Raw genomic sequence first — 20,854 nt, 5'->3', positions numbered from 1 at the left:
CCTAGCCGCCCACCTCTTCGAGCTCGATCAGCGTGCCGTCGAAGTCTTTGGGATGGAGGAAGAGCACCGGATTGCCATGCGCGCCGGTTCTGGGCTTGCCGTCACCGAGCACCCTGGCACCGCCGGCGGTGAGCGTCGCAGCGGCCGCCGCGATGTCGGGCACCTCAAAACAGACATGATGCATGCCGCCCGCCGGCGACTTGGCAAGGAAAGCCGCGATGGGCGAAGCCGCGCCCAGCGGCTCGAGCAGTTCCACCTTGGTGTTGCCGGCATCGATAAACACCACGGTGACGCCATGCTCAGGCAAGGCCTGGGGCGCGCCGACCTTGGCGCCCAGGAGATCGCGATATTTAGCCGATGCGGCTGCGAGGTCCGGCACGGCAATGGCGATGTGGTTGAGGCGGCCGATCATCGGTTGGAGAGCCTTCCCTCGATCTGGCTGAGCACGGAGAATGCCGCGCTCAGCACATTTGTGCCGGGGCCGAAGATGGCCGCGACGCCGCAATCGAGCAGGAAATCATAGTCCTGCTCGGGGATGACGCCGCCGACGATAACGGTGACGTCGTTGAGGTCGCGGTCGCCGAGCGCCGCGATCAGCTCGGGCACCAGTGTCTTGTGCCCGGCGGCCAGCGAGGAGACACCGACGGCATCGACCTTGAGCTCATCGACATGGGCGGCCACTTCGGGAGCGGTCTCAAAGAGATCGCCCATATGGACGGTAAAGCCGAGATCGGCGAAGGCCGAGGCGATAACCTTGGCGCCGCGATCATGGCCATCCTGGCCCATCTTGGCGATGAAGATGGAAGGGGAGCGGCCCCGTGCGGCCTTGAAGGCGGCAATGCGGCCGGAGATGGATTTGAACTCGGGGTCGTCGCCATAGCCTTCGGCATAGACGCCCGAGATGACGCGGGTGACCGCATGGTGGCGGCCGAACACGTCTTCCATGGCCTGGCTGATCTCGCCCAGCGTGGCGCGGGCGCGGGCGGCCTCGATGGCGGCCTCGAGCAGATTGCCCTCGTCCTTGGCGGCAAACTCGCGCAGGGCCGCCAGCATCGACTGGCAACGCGCCTCGTCACGGCTGGCGCGGACCTTGCTCAACAGCGCCATCTGTTCGAGCCGCACCTTGGCATTGTCGATGTCGCGCACCTCGATGGCGTCCTCGACATCGAGGCGGTAGCGGTTGACGCCGACAATGACATCCTCGCCACGATCGACGCGGGCCTGGCGCAGGGCGGCGGCCTTTTCGATCTCGAGCTTGGGCTGGCCGGACTGCACAGCCCGGGTCATGCCGCCAAGCGCCTCGGCCTGGCCGATCAGCGCCTTGGCGCCCTTGACCAGCTCAGCCGTCAGCGCCTCGACATAATAGGAGCCGCCGAGCGGATCGACCACATCGGTGATGCGGCTTTCGTGCTGCAGGATCAGCTGGGTATTGCGGGCAATGCGGCTGGAAAATTCCGTCGGCAGGGCGATGGCCTCGTCGAAGCTATTGGTGTGGAGGCTCTGCGTACCGCCCAGGGTGGCGGCCAGCGCCTCGATGGTGGTGCGTACGATATTGTTGTGTGGGTCCTGCTCGGTCAGCGACACGCCGGACGTCTGGCAATGGGTGCGCAGCATTTTGCTGCGCGCATCCTTGGCGCCCAGCCCGGTCATGATCTCGCTCCACAGCTGGCGGGCCGCGCGGAGCTTGGCGACTTCGAGGAAGAAGTTCATGCCGATGCCGAAAAAGAAGCTCAGCCGGCCGGCGAAGGCATCGATATCGAGGCCACGGGCCTGGGCGGCGCGGACATATTCCATGCCGTCGGCCAGGGTATAGGCCAGCTCCTGCACCGCCGTCGCCCCGGCCTCATGCATGTGGTAGCCCGAAATCGAGATCGAGTTGAACTTGGGCATGTGCTGGGCGGTATGGGCGATGATATCGCCGACGATGCGCATGCTGGGCTCGGGCGGGTAGATATAGGTGTTGCGGACCATGAACTCCTTGAGGATGTCGTTCTGGATGGTCCCGTCGAGCTTGGCCTGCGGCACGCCCTGCTCTTCGGCGGCAACGATGAACATGGCCAGCACGGGGATCACCGCGCCATTCATGGTCATGGAGACGCTCATCTGATCGAGCGGAATGCCATCGAACAGGATCTTCATGTCCTCGACAGAGTCGATGGCCACGCCGGCCTTGCCGACATCGCCGACCACGCGCGGATGGTCGCTGTCATAGCCGCGATGGGTGGCCAGATCGAAGGCGACCGAAAGGCCCTTCTGGCCTTTTTCCAGCGCCTGGCGATAAAAGGCATTGGACTCCCGCGCGGTGGAGAAGCCGGCATATTGGCGGATGGTCCAGGGCCGGTTGGCATACATGGTGGCGCGCACGCCGCGGGTGAACGGCTCGGCGCCGGGGACTTCGCCGCCCGCGCCGAAATAGACCGGCTGCACCGGAATGCCGCCATAGTCGCGGGTCAGCGACTCCACTGACGTGTCGCGAAGCTCCTTTTGGGCGAGCTTGGCCCATTTCTCGCGGTTCTCAGACAATGCTGCCTCCGTGAACGGGCCGGTCGGCCTGCGTCTCCCTCCCCCCTTGAGGGGGAGGGTTGGGGTGGGGGGTGGTACAGTGATTCACTGATGGACCCCCTCCCTCATTCCCTCCCCTCAAGGGGGAGGGATGCGAAAGAGCCAATACTGTAGCAACAGTATCGCTCATCATACGGCCTCGAATTCGAGGATCACCTGATCGACCGCCAGCACGGCGCCGGCCACGGCGTGGACCTTGCTGACGCGGGCGCGCTTTTCGGCCTTGAGCACGTTTTCCATCTTCATGGCCTCGACAATGGCCAGGGTCTGGCCGTCCTCGACGATATCGCCTTCGGCGACATCGATGCGCACCACCTGCCCCGGCATGGGGCAGAGCAGGAACCGGCTCATGTCGGGCGGCAGCTTGATGGGCATGTGCTTGAGCAGGCCCGCCACATGCGGCGCCAGCACCAGCACCTTGAGATCGGCGCCGCGATAACGGATGCGGAAGCCCGAGGTGGTGGTGTCAATCTTGAGCACCGAGGTGCGGCCATCCGACCACTCGATGGTGGCCAGGCGATCACCCGGCTGCCAGTGCAGATGCGCGGCCTGGCTGCGCCAATCGGCGGAAACAGTGTAGCCATCGGATGTGCTGCCGATGCTGACCGGCAGGGCGTGGTCGCCAATCTGGATATGCCAGCGCCGCTCGGCGCGGCCGCCGTCAGTGACATCGGCGCGGCGGCTCATCAGCAGGGCGGCAGCAGCGGCAACGTCCAGGCGATGCTGATCGCTGAGCGCGGCGCCATGGAAGCCCTCGGGGAATTCCTCGGCGATATAGCCGGTGGTCAGCCGCCCGTCGCGGAAGCGGGTCTGCTCCATGACGGTGGAGAGGAACGGCAGATTGTTGCCGACGCCTTCGACCTCAAAACTGTCGAGCGCCACGGCCATGGCGTCGATGGCGGCGATGCGCGTCGGCGCCCAGGTGCAGAGCTTGGCGATCATCGGATCGTAGAAGGTGGAGATCTCGCCGCCCTCGAAGACGCCGGTGTCATTGCGCACATGCAGCGTTTCCGCAGCGCTTTCCGCCGGCGGGCGATAGCGTGTCAACCGGCCGGTCGAGGGCAGGAAGTTGCGATAGGGATCCTCGGCATAAAGCCGGCTTTCAATGGCCCAGCCCTTGCGCTGCACCTGGCTCTGGGTCAGCGGCAGCTTTTCGCCATTGGCGGCGCGGATCATCAGCTCCACCAGATCCAGCCCGGTGATCAGCTCGGTCACCGGATGCTCGACCTGGAGACGGGTGTTCATCTCGAGGAAGTAGAAGTTGCGGTCCTTGTCGACAATGAATTCCACCGTGCCGGCGCTGGTGTAGCCCACGGCCTTGGCCAGGGCGACCGACTGTTCGCCCATGGCCTTGCGGGTGGCTTCGTCAAGGAAGGGCGACGGCGCCTCTTCGATGACCTTCTGGTTGCGGCGCTGGATCGAGCATTCGCGCTCGTTGAGATAGAGCACATTGCCGTGGCTATCGCCGATGAGCTGGATTTCGATGTGGCGCGGCTCGGTGACGAATTTCTCGATGAAGATGCGATCATCGCCGAAGCTCGACGCCGCTTCGGATTTGGAGCGCTCGAAGCCCTCGCGGGCCTCGGCGTCATTGTGGGCGATGCGCATGCCCTTGCCGCCGCCACCGGCCGAGGCCTTGATCATCACCGGATAGCCGATCGACTTGGCGATCGTCACCGCGTGTTCGGCGTCGTCGATCAGGCCCATGTGGCCAGGCACAGTGGAGACACCGGCGGCCGCAGCGAGCTTCTTACTGGTGATCTTGTCGCCCATGGCCTCGATGGCTTTGACCGGCGGGCCGACGAAGATGAGGCCGGCCGCCTGCAGCGCCTCGGCAAATTTGGGGTTTTCCGACAGGAAGCCATAGCCGGGATGCACCGCCTGGGCGCCGGTGGCCTTGCAGGCGGCAATGATCTTGTCGATCTGCAGATAGCTGTCCTTGGCCGGGGACGGGCCGATGTGGACGGCCTCATCAGCCATGCGCACATGCAGCGCCTCGCGGTCGGCATCGGAATAGACCGCGACCGTGGCGATACCCATCTTCTTGGCGGTCTTGATGACCCGGCAAGCAATCTCGCCGCGATTGGCGATGAGGAGTTTGGTGATCATGGCTCAGCTCCTCACAATGGAATGTTGTCGTGCTTCTTCTTGGGCCCCTGCACGCTCTTGTTGCGCAGGGTCGAGAAGGCGCGGATGACGCGGCGGCGGGTGCCGTGGGGCATGATGACGTCGTCGATGAAGCCGCGTTCGGCGGCCACAAAGGGGTTGGCGAAGCGGGCTTCGTAATCGGCGGTGCGCTGGGCGATCTTGTCCTTGTCGCCCAGTTCGGAGCGATAGAGGATTTCCGTCGCGCCCTTGGCGCCCATCACGGCGATTTCGGCCGAGGGCCAGGCATAGTTGACGTCGGCCTTGATGTGCTTGGATGCCATCACGTCATAGGCGCCGCCATAGGCTTTGCGCGTAATGACGGTGACCAGCGGCACGGATGCCTCGGCATAGGCGAACAAAAGCTTCGCGCCATGCTTGATGATGCCGCCATATTCCTGCGCCACGCCGGGCAGGAAGCCGGGCACGTCGACCAGGGTCAGGATGGGGATTTCAAAGCTGTCGCAGAAGCGGATGAAGCGCGCGGCTTTCTTGGATGCGTTGATGTCGAGGCATCCGGCCAGCACCAGCGGCTGGTTGGCGACGACGCCGACGGTATCGCCGCCCATGCGGATGAAACCGCACAGGATATTGCCGGCGTGATCCCTCTGGATTTCGAGGAAATCGCCCTCGTCGGCGATCTTCTCGATCACCTCGCGCATGTCGTAGGGCTTGTTGGCACTATCGGGGATGATGGTATCCAGGCTCGGCTCGTCACGATAGCCGGTGTCATGCGTGGGGCGATGCGGCGGCTTCTGCCCGGCAGCGAGCGGCAGGAAGCTATAGAGGCGGCGCACTTCGAGCAGGGTTTCGATGTCGTTTTCGAAGGCCGCGTCAGCCACCGAGGAAATCTTGGTATGGGTGGTGGCGCCGCCCAGCTCTTCCTGGGTAACGCTCTCATTGGTCACGGTCTTGACCACGTCCGGACCAGTCACAAACATGTAGCTGGTGTCTTTGACCATATAGATGAAGTCGGTCATGGCCGGGGAATAGACAGCGCCGCCGGCGCAGGGGCCCATGATCACCGAAATCTGCGGAATGGCGCCAGAGGCCTGGGTATTGCGCCAGAACACATCGGCATAGCCGCCCAGGCTCGCCACGCCCTCCTGGATGCGGGCGCCGCCGCTATCATTGAGGCCAATGACCGGCGCGCCATTCTGCATAGCCAGATCCATGATCTTGCAGATCTTTTTGGCGTGGGTTTCGCTCAGCGAGCCGCCGAACACAGTAAAATCCTGGCTGAACACATAGACCAGGCGCCCCTCGATGGTGCCCCAGCCGGTGACCACGCCATCGCCGGGAATGATGGTGTCGGCCATGTCGAAGTCGGTCGCCCGATGGGTGACGAACATGTCGTATTCTTCAAAGCTGCCGGGATCGAGCAGCACATCGAGCCGTTCCCGGGCGGTGAGCTTGCCCTTGCCATGCTGGGTATCAATGCGCCGCTGCCCGCCGCCGAGCCGCGCCTGGGCGCGCTTGTCTTCGAGTTCGGCGATGATTTTCTGCATGAGACCCCTCCACTGGTGAACCCAGACTAGCGCGCGACGCATGATCCCCCAAGACAGCAAATGGCGCAGGTGTTACAATCACACAGAGCCAAAATTGTAATTTTGTGGATTTGTGAAGATGGCGACACGCAAGATCTTCGCCGGAGCCCGGCTGCGGGCGCTGCGCAACCAGCACCGGCTGACGCAGGCCGAGCTGGCGGCGCGGCTCGATATCTCGGCCTCCTATGTCAACCAGATCGAATCCAACCAGCGGCCGCTGACCGCCTCGGTGATGCTGGCGCTGGCGGACGGGTTCAATCTCGACCTCTCAAGCCTGATGACCGATGGGTCCGACCGCCTCCTGGCCGACCTGCGCGAGGCCATGGCCGATCCGCTGTTCGGCGAGTCGGTCCCGAACCTGCAGGAACTCAAGACCGTCACCGCCAATGCGCCCGACATGGCGCGGGCGCTGCTGACGCTTTACGAGGCCTATCGCAAGAGCAATGAACGGCTCACCAGCGTGGACGCGGCGCTGACGCGCGACCCGCAATCGGGCATGCAGACGGCCTATGAAGAGGTGCGCGACTTCTTCCACTATGCCGACAATTACATTGACCCGCTGGACCGCGCCGCCGAGGCGCTGGCGACCGAGCTGGGCGAATTCGGCCCCGACCGGCTCAATCGGCTGATCGCCTATTGCCAGGAAGCCCATGACTTGCGCGTGGTGCTGACGGCGCCCAACCGGCCCGAGGTGATCAAGGAATTCGACCGCGCCGGGCGGACGCTGTCGATCAACACGCGGCTCGAGCCCAGCTCACAATTCTTCCAGATCGCGGCGCACCTCGCAGGCATGGAGCAGACGACGCTGCTCGACCAATTGCTCGATGCCGCCAGTTTCAAGACCGCCGACGCGCGGGCCATTGCCCGCATGGGCCTGGCCAATTACTTCGCCGGGGCGCTGCAGATGCCCTACGGCGCCTATCTCAAGGCGGCCGAGGCGCATCGCTATGACATCGAGGAGTTAGGGCAATTGTTCGGGGCCAGTCTCGAACAGGTGGCGCATCGCCTCTCCACCATGCAGCGGCCGCGTGAGCGGGGCGTGCCGTTCTTTTTTGCCCGGGTGGATGCGGCGGGAACCATTACCAAGCGCCATTCGGCCACGGCGCTGCAATTTGCCCGCTTCGGCGGCGCCTGTCCGCTGTGGAATGTGCATCGCGCCTTTGAGGCGCATGGCCAGATCATCCGGCAATTGGCCGAAACGCCCGATGGCAATCGCTACCTCTGCCTGGCCTGGTCGAGCGAGAAGCGCAGCGGTGGTTATCATGGCATCACCCGGCGCTATGCCTATGCGCTGGGCTGCGAAATCAGCCATGCCAATCGGCTGGTCTATGGCAGCGATGTCGATGCGGCGCGCGACCGCTTTGACCCCATCGGCATCTCCTGCCGCATCTGCGAACGGCGCAGCTGTCCGCAGCGCTCGGTGCCGCCGCTGGGCGCCGGCATCTCCATAGACGCCGACCGCCGCAGCATCGTGCCCTATCAGATCGGCTGACCCCTCAAGGCGGCGTTCTCGGCGCGGATGCGGATCCACAGCACACCGGCATTGAGCACCGAGAACACCAGCGCGAACCAGCTCAGGCCAAAGACCAGCGGCAGCACGGCGATCTCGCCGATGACCACGACGTAGTTGGGGTGCGAGATGAAGCGATAGGGGCCTTTGGCGACCAGCGGCGCGCTGGGCAACACGATAATGCGGGTGGTCCAGCGCGGCCCCAGCGTCGCCAGCACCCAGACGCGCAAGCCCTGCAAGACGACGAACACCAGCAGCCAGGCCGTGTCGATGGAGCGGTTCCAGGCCAGCAGCCACAGCCCCACCAGCCAGGCCGTATGCAGCGCGACGATCAGCACATAGTGCCCGGGCGCGTGCTCAACGGCGCCCTGGGCCAAAAGGCGGCTGGTGTTGTGTCGGGCCAGCGCCAGCTCCCCCAGACGCTCGGCGGTGACCAGCATCAGCAGCAGGACCGACCAGATCATGCCGCGGCCACCAGCGAGACGCAGCTGACCGAAAAGCCCGGCCCCATGGCGGCGAGTACAGAGCGGTTCGGCAGGCCGGCGCGGCGGATGCGATCAAGCACAAAGAGCACGGTGGGCGCGGACATATTGCCATAGTCGCGCAGCACGTCGCGCTCCACATCGAGCGCGCCCTGCCCGAGATCGAGCGCATGTTCGAGCGCCTCGACCACCTTGGCCCCACCGGGGTGGCAGATGAAGCGGTCGACCTGGCTACGGGTAAGATTGTTGCGCTGGAGGATGCCATCGACAGCCGGGCCCATTTCGGCCTCGGCGAAGGGCGGAATGGAGCGATCAAAGATGACGCCAAAGCCCTGGGGGTCAACGCTCCAGCCCATGATGTCGAGCGTATCGGGCCAGGTATGCTGGCCGGCGGCCTCGACGGTGGCGAGCCCCCCCTCCCCGGCGCGCAGGATGCAGGCGGCGGCGCCGTCACCGAACAGCGCGGTGGCGACCACATTGGCCTTGGTCATTTCATCAAGGCGGAAGGCCAGCGTACAGAGCTCAACGGCGACCACCAGCACATTGGTGCCGGGGCGCGCCTGGGCCAGCCGCGCGCCAATGCTGAAGCCGGACACGCCGCCGGCGCAGCCCAGGCCAAACACCGGGACGCGCTCGATATCGGGGCGGAAGCCCAGCGTACCGGAGACGCGAGCCTCGATGGAGGGCGTGGCAATGCCGGTGGAGGAAACCGTGACGACCGTGTCGATATCGGTTGGCAAGAGGCCCGCCTCATCGAGCGCCTGGCGGGCGGCCGAAACGAAGAGCGCGCTGGCGACCTCGAGATAGACCGCGGTGCGCTCGGGCCAGCTGCGCGGCTGGCGGAACCAGTCAATGGGCCGGGCGGCGTGGCGCTTGTGAATGCCGGCGCTGTCGAACACCTTGGCCATGCGATCGAATTCGCGGAAGCGCGGCCCGAAGATGTCGCCGGCGGCAGCGGCGACGTCGCTCTGCAGCAGGATATTGTCGGGAACGGCAATGGCGGTGGAGATCAACTGGGCAGGTGCGGGCACTATGGCATCCTCTATCCGGCACTATGACGGCGCGGTTCAGAGGCAAGCTTAGCGCAGGGCACGCCATTGCCAACCATCACAATTGTCCAGCGTGGGTTTATCCAGCCTTTCCGCTGTCGGTGTCGAGCAGATCGGCGGGATCGCGGGAATAGAAGCGGCGGTACAGCAGGCGCAAGGCTGCGCCCATTGCCGGAGCCAGCGCGCCGCGCAGGCCGACCTTGACCACCGCCCGGTCCGAGGTCAGCACAGGCTGCTGATCGCTGTAGAACTGCACCTGAGAGGCCAGGCGTTCGGTGATGGCGCGCGGCATGATGCCGTCGACCACCGCCAGGCTGAACTCCATGACTGCCATTGTATTGGTGATGGTCTTGGCGATGGCCCTGGCGGAATCATTGATCCAGTCGGTCGTGACGGGCTCAAGCGCATTCCAGTCCCATTCGGCCGGATTGCCGGGAGGGACGGCCAGACCCGCGTCCCGCAGCCGCTGCTCGAAGGCGAAGATCGAGGCGATCAGATGTACAAAGGTCTGCTGTCCGTTGCGATCGGTGACCAGCATGGAGCCCAGATTGGCTGAATTGCCGCTCGGCCCTTCCCACAGCGACCCCTGAGCAATCAGGCCGGCACCGACAAAGGTGCTGATGATGAAATAGGCCATATTGCTGGGCCGCGGCACCGGTCGGGCCGCCAGTTCGGCCCAGCAGGCGGCATTGCCATCGTTGAGCACGCTGACGCTGAGACCCGTCTCGCGCTCCAGATGGTCGGCGATATCGAGTTCGCGCCAGACCTGGGTCACTTCCAGTGGCGTGCCCAGCAGATCGGCATTGCGACCAATGTTGGATGGGCTGGCAATACCCAGGCCGACGATGCGATCACGGTGCGCTTCGGGCACCAGATCGACCATGGCACGGGTGCGGTCGACCACCTCGGCCATCAGGAAGGCCGAGTCCGGATAGGGATAGTCGATGTGGTGCTCGAGCAGAATCTGACCGCCCATATTGCGAATCAGCATGTGCAGGCTGCGCCAGCCGATCTCGCAGCCGATGCTGTAGGCACCATCGGGATCAACGTAGATAGGGACCGCGGGCTGGCCACGCTGGCCGCGCCGGGGCTCGCCGCGATAGAGCAGATGCTGGCTCTCCAGCTCGTTGACAATGCGCGCGACGGTCTGGGCCCCAAGCCCGGTGGCACGCGCCACTTCGGCCGCCGACAGGCCGTCGCCCATGGCGACAGAGGTCATGACCGCCCGTTCATTGTTCTGCCGAAGGCCCGAAACGGCCATGCGCGTGGACAGACTCTGGAAAACATCACGCTTGGTCACGGAGACTCCTCTCGATGGACCCCACGCCGGCCATCGCCAGCGTATAAACCCGTCGCTCTGCCAGACAGCGAAACCAGGAACCCGGGCTGGCTTTGCCGGTCCGTGTATAGCGTTTTTCATTCCTAATCTGCAATGTTTGCAGATATTTGCGTTATTTGCGAAGCGACCCCGGATTCCGGGCCTTGCACAGGGAGGTCACCTGCCGCGCAATCGGGGGACCGGCCCAGTGAAACCTCGGAAAACCTGCCTCGCGCGACCGACTCGGACATGACCACGCAAAACTGCCCTTTACATTGCACGGGGAGTCTTTGTTGCGTCCTGCGCGAGCAAAAACTTGCGCCGCCTGACTTGATTACTGATTTTGCTGGTGAATCCGGATAAAATCGCTGGAAATTCTGCCATAGACCTTTGTTGCCGTTAACCGGCGGGAAAGCCTGCGACCCGAACCCGGATGAATTCCTCACGGGAATTTATTACAGGAGGAGAAGTATCCAGGAGGGTTCTATGCGGGTCGTGATCGTTGAAGACAGTTCTTCCAGTCTTGCCGTGCTTTGCCGCATGGTCGGCCACATCAACACGGCGTCGGTTGCCGACTATGTCGAATGCTTCGGCTTTACCGATCCGCTCAAGGCGCTGGAATATCTCGAACACTCGCCCTGCGACCTGCTAATCGCCGACTATGTGATGCCGGCCATGAACGGCGTGCAGCTGATTGAGGCGCTGCGTCGGATCCCGGCGCATCGACATGTTCCGGTGGTGATGGTCACTGCCGATTCCGACCGCTCCCTACGCATGAACGCCATCACGGCGGGCGCCACCGATTTCGTCGCCAAGCCGGTCGATCCGCTGGAGCTGCGGTTGCGCGTCACCAATCTGCTGGAACTGCGTCAGGCGCAGAATACCATTGCCCACCAGGCGGAGACGCTCGCCGAGGAAGTGCGCATCGCCACCCAGCATCTGGTGCGCCGCGAGGAGGAAGTGGTGTTCCGCCTGGCCCGCGCCATCGAGCTGCGCGACGGCGATACCGGCGGCCATGTCGACCGCGTGGCTGAAAGCTCCCGCATCATTGCCGAGGCCATGGGCCTGAACAGCGATTTCTGTCGCACACTGGCCCTGGCCGCCCCGCTGCATGACGTGGGCAAGATCGGCGTGCCCGACGCGATCCTCAACAAGCCTGGCCGCCTGGATGAAAACGAGATGCAGGTGATGCGCACACACACCACCATCGGCGCCGAGATCCTGGCCAAGGCCGATTCCGACCTGGTGCAGATGGCTGCAGCCATCGCCAACTCCCACCACGAACGCTGGGACGGGACGGGCTATCCCAATCGCCTGGCCGGCACCGACATTCCCCTGTCGGCGCGCATCACGGCCGTGGCCGATGTGTTCGACGCCCTGTGCAGCGAGCGGTGCTACAAGAAGGCATGGGCGCCCGAGGCGGCGCGGGCAGAGATCCTGCGGTGCGCCGGCACGCAGTTTGACCCGGCCTGTGTCTCGGCCTTCGACCGGAGCTGGACCAAGATCGTTGCGCTGATGGCGCGCGACGGTGCCAGCGACCAGAAATCAGCAGCTTAGGAAATTTTGATGCGCCACCTTATTCTGTCTATCCTGCTGAGCTTTGCCGGCGTGCTTGCCGCAACCGCAGACGACCTCCCCGCGCCACAAGGTCCAGTGGTCCTGACCGTGTCGGGCGCTATCAGCAACAGCAATGGCAACGGCGTGGCCCAGTTCGACCAGGCCATGCTCGACGCCCTGCCGCAGCGCAGCACTGTCACCACCACGCCCTGGTATGAAGGCCCCCAGCATTTTAGCGGTCCGCTGATATCGAGCCTGCTCGAGGCGGTCGGTGCCACCGGCGAGACCATCCAGGTCACGGCGCTGAATGATTATTCGGCCGATGTTCCGCTGCAGGACGTGCTGAGCTATCCCGTCATTCTGGCCGATCGGCTCGATGACAAGCTCTTGTCCGTGCGCGACAAGGGCCCGTTGTTCGTCATCTACCCGTTTGACGAGTTCCGCGAGCTCTATGACGAGGTGCACTTCGGGCGGTCCGTCTGGCAGATCAATGCGATAACGGTCAAATAGAGTTGCTGCGGGCCCGTGTGAACCTGCGAAGGGTGGTGTCCAGGCGCATTGGCCTGGGCATTGCGCTTCTGACGGTGACCAGCCTTGTGATGCTGGCATCAACGATCTGGCTGTTTGGCAGCCTGCGCGACCGCCAGACGACGGAGGCGCGCAGCGTGCGCGAGAACGCGCTGTGGGCTGTGTTCCAGGCAGACCGGGAAGCCATGCACCTGGGCGAGGCGATTGCTGCGCTCAGCTCCGGCGGCAGCACGGCAGACATGCTGCTACGCTTTGACCTGCTGTATAGCCGCATCGCCCTGCTGGGCAGTGGCGAATATGCGCGCACCTTTGGTCTGGACGCCGATGTGGCGGCCGGCGCAAAGGCGGTGAACGATGCCGTGCATGCGCTGACGCCGCGCATGGACGAGATCGCTGCCAATCCGGCGCGTCTGGCGCTGCAATTGCCCGAGATCACGCAGGCGGCAGACGACATTCGCGCCGCCACTGGCGAGCTGCTGGTCGACGCCAATTCGGCCATCAACCATTTGCGCGTCGAAGAGCGACGTGCGGCGCTGGGCACCTATGTGCAGATCGAGGTTGCGGTTGCGGCGCTGACCATCGTGCTGGTGGCTATTGTGTTCCTTTTGGCGCGCCAGTTGGTTCATATCTCGCGGGCGGGCCGCGAAATCGAACTGCTGGGCCAGAAGAACGCGCGGATCGCTGTCGCCGCCGAAGCGGCCAACCATGCCAAATCGGCATTCCTGGCCACCATGAGCCACGAGATCCGCACGCCGCTGAACGGCATCATCGGCCTGTCGGAAGCGCTGGATGGGACCGATCTGGACGCGGCACAGCGCGACATGCTGCGCAATATCCGCACCTCGGGCGATATTCTGCTCGATGTGATCACCGATATTCTGGACTTCTCCAAGCTGGAGTCCGGCTCGGTGCAGACCGATCCGCGCGCCTTTGCGCTGCGGCAGGTGGTGGACAGCGTGCTCAGCGTCATGCTGCCGCGCGCCAGCGTTCAGGGGCTGCAGATTGCCGTCAACGCGCCCGATGTCATGCTGACCAATGATCCGGCGCGGCTGCGGCAGGTGCTGATCAACCTGGTCGGCAATGCCATCAAGTTCACGGCCAGCGGCTCGATCACCATTACCGCTGAAGTCACCGGCGAGACACTGCGCTGCGAAGTGACCGACACCGGCCCGGGCATTGCAGACGCTGATCTGCCGCGGCTGTTCAAGCAGTTCAGCCAGCTCGACAGTTCCAGTTCGCGCGCCTTTGGCGGCACCGGGCTTGGCCTGGCCATCTGCCGGCAGCTGACCGAAGCCATGGGCGGCACGATCGGTGTACGCAGCACGCTGGGGACGGGCACCACATTCTGGTTTGAACTGCCTGTGGGGCCGGTCAGCGCCATGCCCGAGCCAGCCGCCGACGCTGCGGTGATCGCCCTGCCGGGCGCGCAGGCGGACGGCAGCATCACTGGCCGGGTGGTGGTTGCCGATGACAATGCGATCAACCGCATGGTGGCGGCGGAACTGCTCAAGAAGATGGGCCTTGAGATCGTGACGGCCGAGGACGGCGCATCCGCGCTGGCGCTGATCGCGGCGGGCGGCGTGGACCTGGTGCTGATGGACATGCAGATGCCCAATATGGACGGTCTGGCGGCGACCCGAGCAGCTCGCGCCCGGGGGCATGAGCTGCCGATCATCGGATTGACCGCCAATGCCTTCGACACTGATCGCCAGGCGTGCCTCGCCGCCGGAATGGACGAGTTTCTCAGCAAGCCTGTGACGCGGGACAAGCTGGTTCAGGTCGTGCTGCCATTCCTGGCCCGGCGCCAGGCGGCGGTGCTGTCCCCTGCTCCAGACGTAGCGCCAGGCGGATTGGGCGAGGCCGACCCCGACTACCAGAAAATGCTGATCGAGGAGCTTGGGCCCGAACTGTTCAACGATCTCCAGCACCGTTTCCGCCAGGACGCCGTGCGCCTTGCTGACCAGGCCAAGCAGGCCTTTGGCATCGGGGACATGCTGGCTCTCGACGAGGCGCTGCACACGCTCAAGGGTGCGGCGGCGACGCTGGGCTATTCCGGCCTGGCCGATCAGGCCGAGGCGCTGCGCGGCCCCGATCTCAGCCCATCCGAGCTTGACCGCCTGGTCAAGGCTGTCGCCTGACGCACCGAATAAGCCATTGAATTGGCTTAGCTTCCAAAGATCGGCGCGCGCAGGGTGTGGTTAAATCTCTTTAAATTCTTTTGCGGCAATTAGTAGCGCGAGACCGATCTGGGAGTCGGGGCTCGGCATCATGGACTGTCATGGTGTCCTGACAATCTGAGGGGCATTCATTTGAGATTGGCACGATTTACGACCATGGCGGGGACGGCCATGGTCCTGTTGGCTGCGGGCATCGCAACCTATGGTCAGATCAACACCGGCCGGAACCAGGCCATCGCACAGGCGCTGTTCACCGACACCGTGGACAAGCTGACGGCCAGCCGCCACCTCACCGAAGTGGTCGGCGATCTCAGGCTGGACGTGGTCCAGGTGCAGCAATGGCTCACCGATATTTCGGCGACGCGCGGCCTGGACGGGCTCAATGACGGCTATGACGAGGCCGAAGCCTATGCCTCGCGCTTCGCCGAAGACCTGGCCAAGGCCCGCAGCATAGCGTTGGAGATCGGCGAAACGGCCCTTGCAGAGGCGCTGGACCACAGCGCCGCCGACTTCCCGGCCTATTACGACGTCGGCAAGGCCATGGCGGCCCGCTATATCGCCGAGGGCCCGGCTGGCGGCAACGCCATGATGGCCGCCTTCGATGCCGCTGCCGCGACGCTGGCGAGCGATATCGATGCCCTGATTGCATCCGCCCAAAGCTACTCAGCCAAGGTGGCGGAGGTGGTCGAGGCCGAACGTCAGCAGTTGCAGGCGGCCCAGGACAATACGCTGTTCGCCCAGCTGGCTGGCTATTGCTTCCTGATCGTGGCCATTGCCGGCATGACGGTGTTCTTTGCCGGCTATGTGCTGCGTCGGCTGCGCTCTATGTCCATGCGCATGACCGCTATTGCGGCCAGCGACCATTCGACGGGCGTCTATGGCTCCAGCTTCTGGGACGAGTTGCGCGAGATTGCCAGTGCGGCCGACATCTTCCGCAGCAATGGCATCCGACTGGAAGCCCTGGCCGCTTCGGAGGCCGAGCAGACGGCCGCACGCCGGGCCGAGCGTCGGGCGATGATGGTGGAACTGCAATCGGCCTTTGGCCGGGTGGTGGATGCCGCGATCTCGGGCGATTTCAGCCAGCGGGTGCCCACCAGCTTCCCCGATCCGGAACTCAATGCGCTGGCAGTGAGCTTCAATGGCCTGGTGGAAGCGCTGGGCCAGGGGCTGGGCGAGACAGCCGATGTGCTGGCAGCCTTTGCGGCCTGCGACTTCTCGGTGCATATGGCGACCGAGCAGATCGGCGCCTTCGCCCGACTGCGCGACGACACCAATGCGGTGGCGCGCAACCTCAGCGACGTCATCTCCCGTCTGCGGCACACCTCGGGCTCGCTGCGCACAGCGACCTCGGAGATCCTGGCCGGCGCCAATGACCTGGCCGACCGCACCACGCGCCAGGCCGCAACCATCGAGCAGACCAGCGCGGCGATGGAAGACCTCTCCAACATGATCAGCCAGAACGCCCGCGGCGCAGCGGCAGCCGGGGCGCAGAGCCAGTCGGTCAGCCAGAAGGCACTGGCCAGCGAGCAGGCCATGTCCCGCGCCACCGAGGCAATGAGCCATATCTCGGAATCCTCGTCGCGGCTGCAGAGCTTTATCGGGGTGATCGACGACATTGCCTTCCAGACCAATTTGTTGGCGCTCAATGCCAGCGTCGAAGCGGCACGGGCCGGCGAAGCCGGCAAGGGCTTTGCGGTGGTCGCCATCGAGGTGCGGCGACTGGCGCAGTCGGCCGCTGAAGCTTCACGCGAGGCGCAGCAACTGGTCGACCGCAGCGTGCTGGGCGTGCAGGATGGCAGCGCCATTCTGGGCGAAGTTGCCAGCCGCCTGTCGGAGGTGACCCGCTCCATCGCCGAGACCGCCACCAAGATGGATGAGATTGCCCGGGTCAGCGACGAACAGTCCAAGGCCGTCTCCGAAGTCTCGGCGTCTGTGCGACAGATGGATGAGATGACCCAGCATAATGCGGCGCTGGTGGAAGAGACCAATGCGGCCATCGAGCAGACCGAGGCTCAGGCGCAAAATCTCGACACCATGGTTCGCACATTCACCATCGACGAGACCGGCGAGAGCCGGTCGCGCGGTGGCATGCGCCGGGCGGCCTGATCCAAGATCGGGGCCGGTCTGATCCGGCCCCGCACGCGCGCCGCTGCATCAGACCGGGGCGGCCTCGCTATAGGCCATCACCAGCACCAGCATGGCGAGGCCGAACAAGCCGAGCAACAGCAGCGCGCGAAATAGCGGCGCGGTCCAGTGAGCGGCGCGATTGCCATTGTTGAGCTGCATAGTCGCACTCCGGACGTCTGATCGTCCGGTCAAATAAATGCCGCGCATACGCTTAAGCAAGCCCTTACCAAGCAAAAGCTTCGGTCTTGCTTAATGGCCGGACCGGCGTAAGGCACAGCCAGGTGGCGCGCTGCGACGGACCCGGGAGGGACGTCAGAGGCGCAGGTGTCGTCCCAAGCCGACCATCCGCTCGTGCCGCCGTATCACACGGCGGCACTTTCCTTTTGCCTGTGCCGGCGCTCTCAGCTGGCCCCCGCCAGACGCCTGGCGCCCTGCCCGGCCGCGCCGGTGATGGCGGCGGGGCGTCGGGCAATCAGGAAGAGCGCGCTCTTCCGGTTCGGCTGCCAGCGGTGCTCGATAACGAGGCCCGCCCCCGTCATGGTTGCTGCCAATTGATCTGATGTCATTGGATCGAGATAGGGAATGATGCCCAGTCTGTTGGTCAGCGGGGCCAACAGCGCCAGCAGCGGATTGACCTCGCGCAGGCACATGGTGCTCGAGACGAACAGCCCGCCCGGCTTGAGCGCCCGGAACACCTTGTCGACCACGGCATGGCGGTCGCGCAGCAGATGCAGGATCGACAGGCCCAGGATCATGTCGAGACTGGCCGGCGCCAGATCGATGCTGTCGATATCGCCAACTTCAAACTGTGCATTGCCGATGCCGGCGGCCTCGGCCTTGCCGCGGGCGATCTCGATCATGGCCGGGGAAAAATCCACCGCGCGGATGCTGCGCACGAACGGCGCATGCACCAGGGCGGTCGAGCCCGTGCCGCAGCCGAACTCGAACAGATCCATGTCCGGCCGCAGATGGCGCCGGGTCTGGGCGAGCTTGGTCTGGTAGGCCGCTTCGTCGGCAATGGGCTGGGCCGCGTATTTGCGCGCCAGACGATCCCAGAACACATGGGCAGAAGACATGATGCACTCCTTGTTGGCCGAACCCTATCAAGCGCTGACATGAAGTAAATTGCAGAACGCGGCACAAGGCTTATACATATATGCATGGATAAGCCGCTCAATGATCTCGACTGGAACCAGGTGCGGGCCCTGCTGGCAACGGTGGAGGCTGGCTCGCTGTCGGCTGCGGCACGTCGACTGGGGCTGACGCAACCGACCCTCGGCCGCCAGGTCGCGGCGCTTGAGCGCGATCTGGGCGTGACGCTGTTCGAGCGGGTTGGCCGCAGCCTGGTGCTGACCCAGGCCGGGCAGGAACTGATCGAGCCATTGCGCGCCATGGGCAGCGCGGCTGACCGCATCGCCCTCGTCGCCTCGCGCCAGTCGCAGGACATCGACGGGCTGGTGCGCATCACGGCCAGCGATGTCTATGCCCATTTCATCCTGCCCGAGGTGGTGGCCAGATTGCGCCAAATGGCGCCCGGCATTGTCATCGAGGTGGTGGCCTCCAATGAGGTGGAGGACCTGATCCGGCGCAAGGCCGATATCGCCATCCGCCATGTGCCGCCGCGCGAGGCCGAGCTGATTGCCCGCCGCTGCCCGGATACCACGGCCCGGCTCTATGCCGCGCCCGACTATCTCGACACCCTGGGCACGCCGTTCAACAGCGCCGCGCTGAGCCGGGCCGATTTCATCGGCTTCAGCGACAGCACCGCCATCATGCTGGCCGAGCTGCGCCGGCATGGGCTGACCCTGAGCGAGCGCAATTTTCCGCTGCTATCCAACAGCGGGCTGGTGGCCTGGGGCTGGGTGGCGCAGGGCCTGGGCATTGGCGTGATGATGGCGCCGGTGGCCCAGGCCACGCCCGGGATTGTCGATGCCTGGCCGGGGTTCGATGGCATTCCCATTCCCACCTGGCTGGCCACCCATCGCGAGCTGCGCACCAGCCGCCGCATCCGCCTGGTGTTCGATGTGCTGGCCGAGCATCTCACCGCGCTGGAGCGACCAAAGGCGCCCTGAGCCCTGCCCCTTTCACGCGCGAGACGCTGGCGATCTTGACCGAATGCGCCAATTTGAGGTACGTACCTCATACTTGGTCCGGTCCGGCGATGCCGACATGGATCTGCAAAAAGCCCGCGCAAAGCTGCGGCACCGGAGGAAGCGGATGAGCGGATATGCGATCGACCCAACGCAAAGAATAGCTGACGAAGCGGCGCTGCGGGCGCTCTATCCCGCCGTTACATCTTTGGCGCAGCTCAAGGTGCAGGCCCGGCTCGACGGCCATGCGCGGGCGTTCATCGAACGGGCGCCCTTTATCTGCATCGGCACGCAGAACCTGGTTGGGGCCGCCGATGTCAGCCCGCGCGGCGATCCCCCCGGCTTCGTGCGCATTCTGGATGATCAGACGCTGGCCATTCCGGACCGACCCGGCAACAACCGGCTCGACAGCCTGGTCAATATTCTCGCCAATCCCAGCGTCGGCCTCCTGTTCATCATCCCCGGCTTTGACGACACGCTGCGCATCAATGGCACGGCAAGCCTGGTCAACGATCCGGCGCTGCTGGAGTCCATGACTGTCGATGGCCGCCTGCCCCGGCTGGCCATTGTGGTGCAGGTGCGCGAAGTGTTCCTGCATTGCGCCAAGGCGTTCCGCCGCTCGCGTCTGTGGGACCCGGCCTATCGGCAGGAGCGCAGCAGCATGCCCTCGCTGTCCAAGATCATTCTCGATCAGACCACGGGGGCGCCGGAGGACGCCGCAGCGATGCAGGACATCGATGCGGCGCTCGAGGTCGAATACGCCCAGACCATGTATTGATCAGCAGGCGTCAGGCGGCGGTAGCGTTGGCCAGCGCCTCGCGCACGGCAATCTCCGCCATGGCCAGCGCTGCCTCGCGCGTGCGGGCGGCCGCGACAAAGCGGCCATTGTGGCAGAAGCTGGCGCCGGCAATGCCCGAAGCCGCTTCGAGATCGCCATTGGTGAGGCCGGCCCAGGCGGCGGGCAGGTCGGCACGGGTCTCAAAGCCCTCGTCGCCGCGCCGAATGGTGGTCAGGCACCAGTCATTGTCGCGCGGATGCACCACGAACAGCAGGTGGTCGGCCCCGGCCCGGATGATGGCGGGACGGAAGGGCATGCCCATGGGCAGCTCCAGCACACGATTGCTGCCGGCCGCCGCGATGGCCGTCTGTACAATGGCTTCGGCGCGCAGCTTGGCGGCATAGCGGGCAATGCGCGCCTCGACAAAGCTGCGGGCAATGGCGAGGGCGGCATGGAACGCGCGCTCATCGGCATCGGGCGTCTTGTCATCAAACACCGGCTTGAGCGTTTCGAGCAGCACCGGCAGCGTCAGATCGGCAAGCGGCCCGGTGGGGCTGAGCGCACCATTGTCGGTGAGATCGATGGGCAGCACGAAATCGCCGTCAAAGGCGGCATGGGCGGCGTCGATATCGGCGGCGAGAATGCCGGAGGCCGCGAGATAGGCCTTGCCGAAATGCTTCCAGACCAGGCCAAACGAGCTATAGGGCTGGCCATCGTCGCGCAGCGGGGCGCCGCGCTGGTGATGGTCAAAAATCTGCCGATCGGCATCATAGGCGCCGCCGACATCATAGATAATACGGCCATCGGCCGGGGTGATCCACTCGGGCGCACGGCTGCGCATGATGCGCGCGGCCGGGTAGAGACGGGTCAGGATGACGCTGCTGAGCAGTTCGTCGGCGTGAAAGCCACCCGAATGGGTGACGAGAAACTCAATCGTCATGCGGTGCAGGTCCCCGAAAGCTGGCGCACTATTGGCGGAGCCGT

The 20,854-nt window shown here is 64.7% G+C and carries 17 protein-coding genes; 7 read left to right on the top strand and 10 right to left on the bottom strand.

Annotation, left to right across the window (positions count from 1 at the left end):
- Nucleotide 1: 1 nt before the first annotated feature.
- The 4 genes from mce to E8M79_RS07260 form a co-directional block, all read right to left on the bottom strand.
- The gene (mce, locus tag E8M79_RS07275) at nt 2-412 is read right to left on the bottom strand and encodes a methylmalonyl-CoA epimerase (RefSeq protein ID WP_137151271.1); all 411 of its coding nucleotides are present in this window, start codon (nt 410-412) and stop codon (nt 2-4) included.
- Entirely contained in the window at nt 409-2,523 is a 2,115-nt protein-coding gene (scpA, locus tag E8M79_RS07270; RefSeq protein WP_137151270.1) for a methylmalonyl-CoA mutase, read from the bottom strand. Before scpA ends, mce begins: the two co-directional genes overlap by 4 nt.
- Before the next feature lie 168 nt (nt 2,524-2,691).
- Nucleotides 2,692-4,671, bottom strand: coding sequence for an acetyl/propionyl/methylcrotonyl-CoA carboxylase subunit alpha (locus E8M79_RS07265; protein WP_137151269.1), 1,980 nt, complete (start codon nt 4,669-4,671; stop codon nt 2,692-2,694).
- A gap of 11 nt (nt 4,672-4,682) precedes the next feature.
- Nucleotides 4,683-6,215: an acyl-CoA carboxylase subunit beta gene (locus tag E8M79_RS07260; RefSeq protein WP_137151268.1), complete on the bottom strand. Its 1,533-nt coding sequence runs from the start codon at nt 6,213-6,215 to the stop codon at nt 4,683-4,685.
- A gap of 118 nt (nt 6,216-6,333) precedes the next feature.
- Between E8M79_RS07260 and E8M79_RS07255 the strand changes: the two genes are divergently transcribed.
- On the top strand, nt 6,334-7,746 hold the full coding sequence (locus E8M79_RS07255) for a helix-turn-helix transcriptional regulator (RefSeq protein ID WP_137151267.1): 1,413 nt from the start codon (nt 6,334-6,336) through the stop codon (nt 7,744-7,746).
- On the opposite strand, the gene E8M79_RS07250 is transcribed toward E8M79_RS07255, so the two are convergent.
- From E8M79_RS07250 to E8M79_RS07240, 3 genes are all read right to left on the bottom strand, one after another.
- Complete coding sequence (locus tag E8M79_RS07250; protein ID WP_137151266.1) at nt 7,734-8,228, bottom strand: isoprenylcysteine carboxylmethyltransferase family protein; 495 nt, start codon at nt 8,226-8,228, stop codon at nt 7,734-7,736. The two genes, E8M79_RS07255 and E8M79_RS07250, sit on opposite strands and share 13 nt — an antisense overlap.
- Nucleotides 8,225-9,277: a type III polyketide synthase gene (locus tag E8M79_RS07245; RefSeq protein WP_137151265.1), complete on the bottom strand. Its 1,053-nt coding sequence runs from the start codon at nt 9,275-9,277 to the stop codon at nt 8,225-8,227. Before E8M79_RS07245 ends, E8M79_RS07250 begins: the two co-directional genes overlap by 4 nt.
- A gap of 97 nt (nt 9,278-9,374) precedes the next feature.
- Entirely contained in the window at nt 9,375-10,595 is a 1,221-nt protein-coding gene (locus E8M79_RS07240) for an ROK family transcriptional regulator (protein ID WP_171015770.1), read from the bottom strand.
- A 504-nt stretch (nt 10,596-11,099) separates the two neighbouring features.
- Between E8M79_RS07240 and E8M79_RS07235 the strand changes: the two genes are divergently transcribed.
- From E8M79_RS07235 to E8M79_RS07220, 4 genes are all read left to right on the top strand, one after another.
- Complete coding sequence (locus E8M79_RS07235; protein WP_137151263.1) at nt 11,100-12,170, top strand: HD domain-containing phosphohydrolase; 1,071 nt, start codon at nt 11,100-11,102, stop codon at nt 12,168-12,170.
- A gap of 9 nt (nt 12,171-12,179) precedes the next feature.
- On the top strand, nt 12,180-12,680 hold the full coding sequence (locus E8M79_RS07230) for a hypothetical protein (RefSeq protein WP_137151262.1): 501 nt from the start codon (nt 12,180-12,182) through the stop codon (nt 12,678-12,680).
- Nucleotides 12,681-12,715: 35 nt separating this feature from the next.
- A complete protein-coding gene (locus E8M79_RS07225) occupies nt 12,716-14,836 on the top strand; it encodes an ATP-binding protein (protein WP_137151261.1) in 2,121 nt (706 codons plus the stop codon).
- A gap of 210 nt (nt 14,837-15,046) precedes the next feature.
- Entirely contained in the window at nt 15,047-16,981 is a 1,935-nt protein-coding gene (locus E8M79_RS07220) for a methyl-accepting chemotaxis protein (RefSeq protein WP_171015769.1), read from the top strand.
- 48 nt (nt 16,982-17,029) lie between these two features.
- On the opposite strand, the gene E8M79_RS18655 is transcribed toward E8M79_RS07220, so the two are convergent.
- Entirely contained in the window at nt 17,030-17,161 is a 132-nt protein-coding gene (locus E8M79_RS18655) for a hypothetical protein (RefSeq protein WP_282568102.1), read from the bottom strand.
- Nucleotides 17,162-17,403: 242 nt separating this feature from the next.
- Nucleotides 17,404-18,078, bottom strand: coding sequence for a class I SAM-dependent methyltransferase (locus E8M79_RS07215; protein ID WP_137151259.1), 675 nt, complete (start codon nt 18,076-18,078; stop codon nt 17,404-17,406).
- Between the two features lie 84 nt (nt 18,079-18,162).
- Between E8M79_RS07215 and E8M79_RS07210 the strand changes: the two genes are divergently transcribed.
- Together E8M79_RS07210 and E8M79_RS07205 are read left to right on the top strand one after the other, a co-directional pair.
- Nucleotides 18,163-19,074 (top strand): LysR family transcriptional regulator, encoded by a 912-nt coding sequence (locus E8M79_RS07210; RefSeq protein ID WP_137151258.1) that lies wholly within the window; start codon nt 18,163-18,165, stop codon nt 19,072-19,074.
- Between the two features lie 145 nt (nt 19,075-19,219).
- Nucleotides 19,220-19,870, top strand: a complete 651-nt coding sequence (locus tag E8M79_RS07205; RefSeq protein ID WP_137151257.1) for a pyridoxamine 5'-phosphate oxidase family protein — start codon at nt 19,220-19,222, stop codon at nt 19,868-19,870.
- A 10-nt stretch (nt 19,871-19,880) separates the two neighbouring features.
- Here the strand turns inward: E8M79_RS07205 and E8M79_RS07200 are convergent, their stop codons facing one another.
- Nucleotides 19,881-20,810 carry an MYG1 family protein gene (locus tag E8M79_RS07200; RefSeq protein WP_137151256.1) on the bottom strand — a complete coding sequence of 310 codons (930 nt, stop codon included), beginning with the start codon at nt 20,808-20,810 and terminating at the stop codon, nt 19,881-19,883.
- Between the last annotated feature and the right edge of the window lie 44 nt (nt 20,811-20,854).

This window comes from Devosia sp. FKR38, from assembly GCF_005222805.1.
GTDB lineage: Bacteria > Pseudomonadota > Alphaproteobacteria > Rhizobiales > Devosiaceae > Devosia.
Note: the sequence above shows the minus strand (reverse complement) of the source record. Positions and strands in the feature narration are given on the sequence as shown.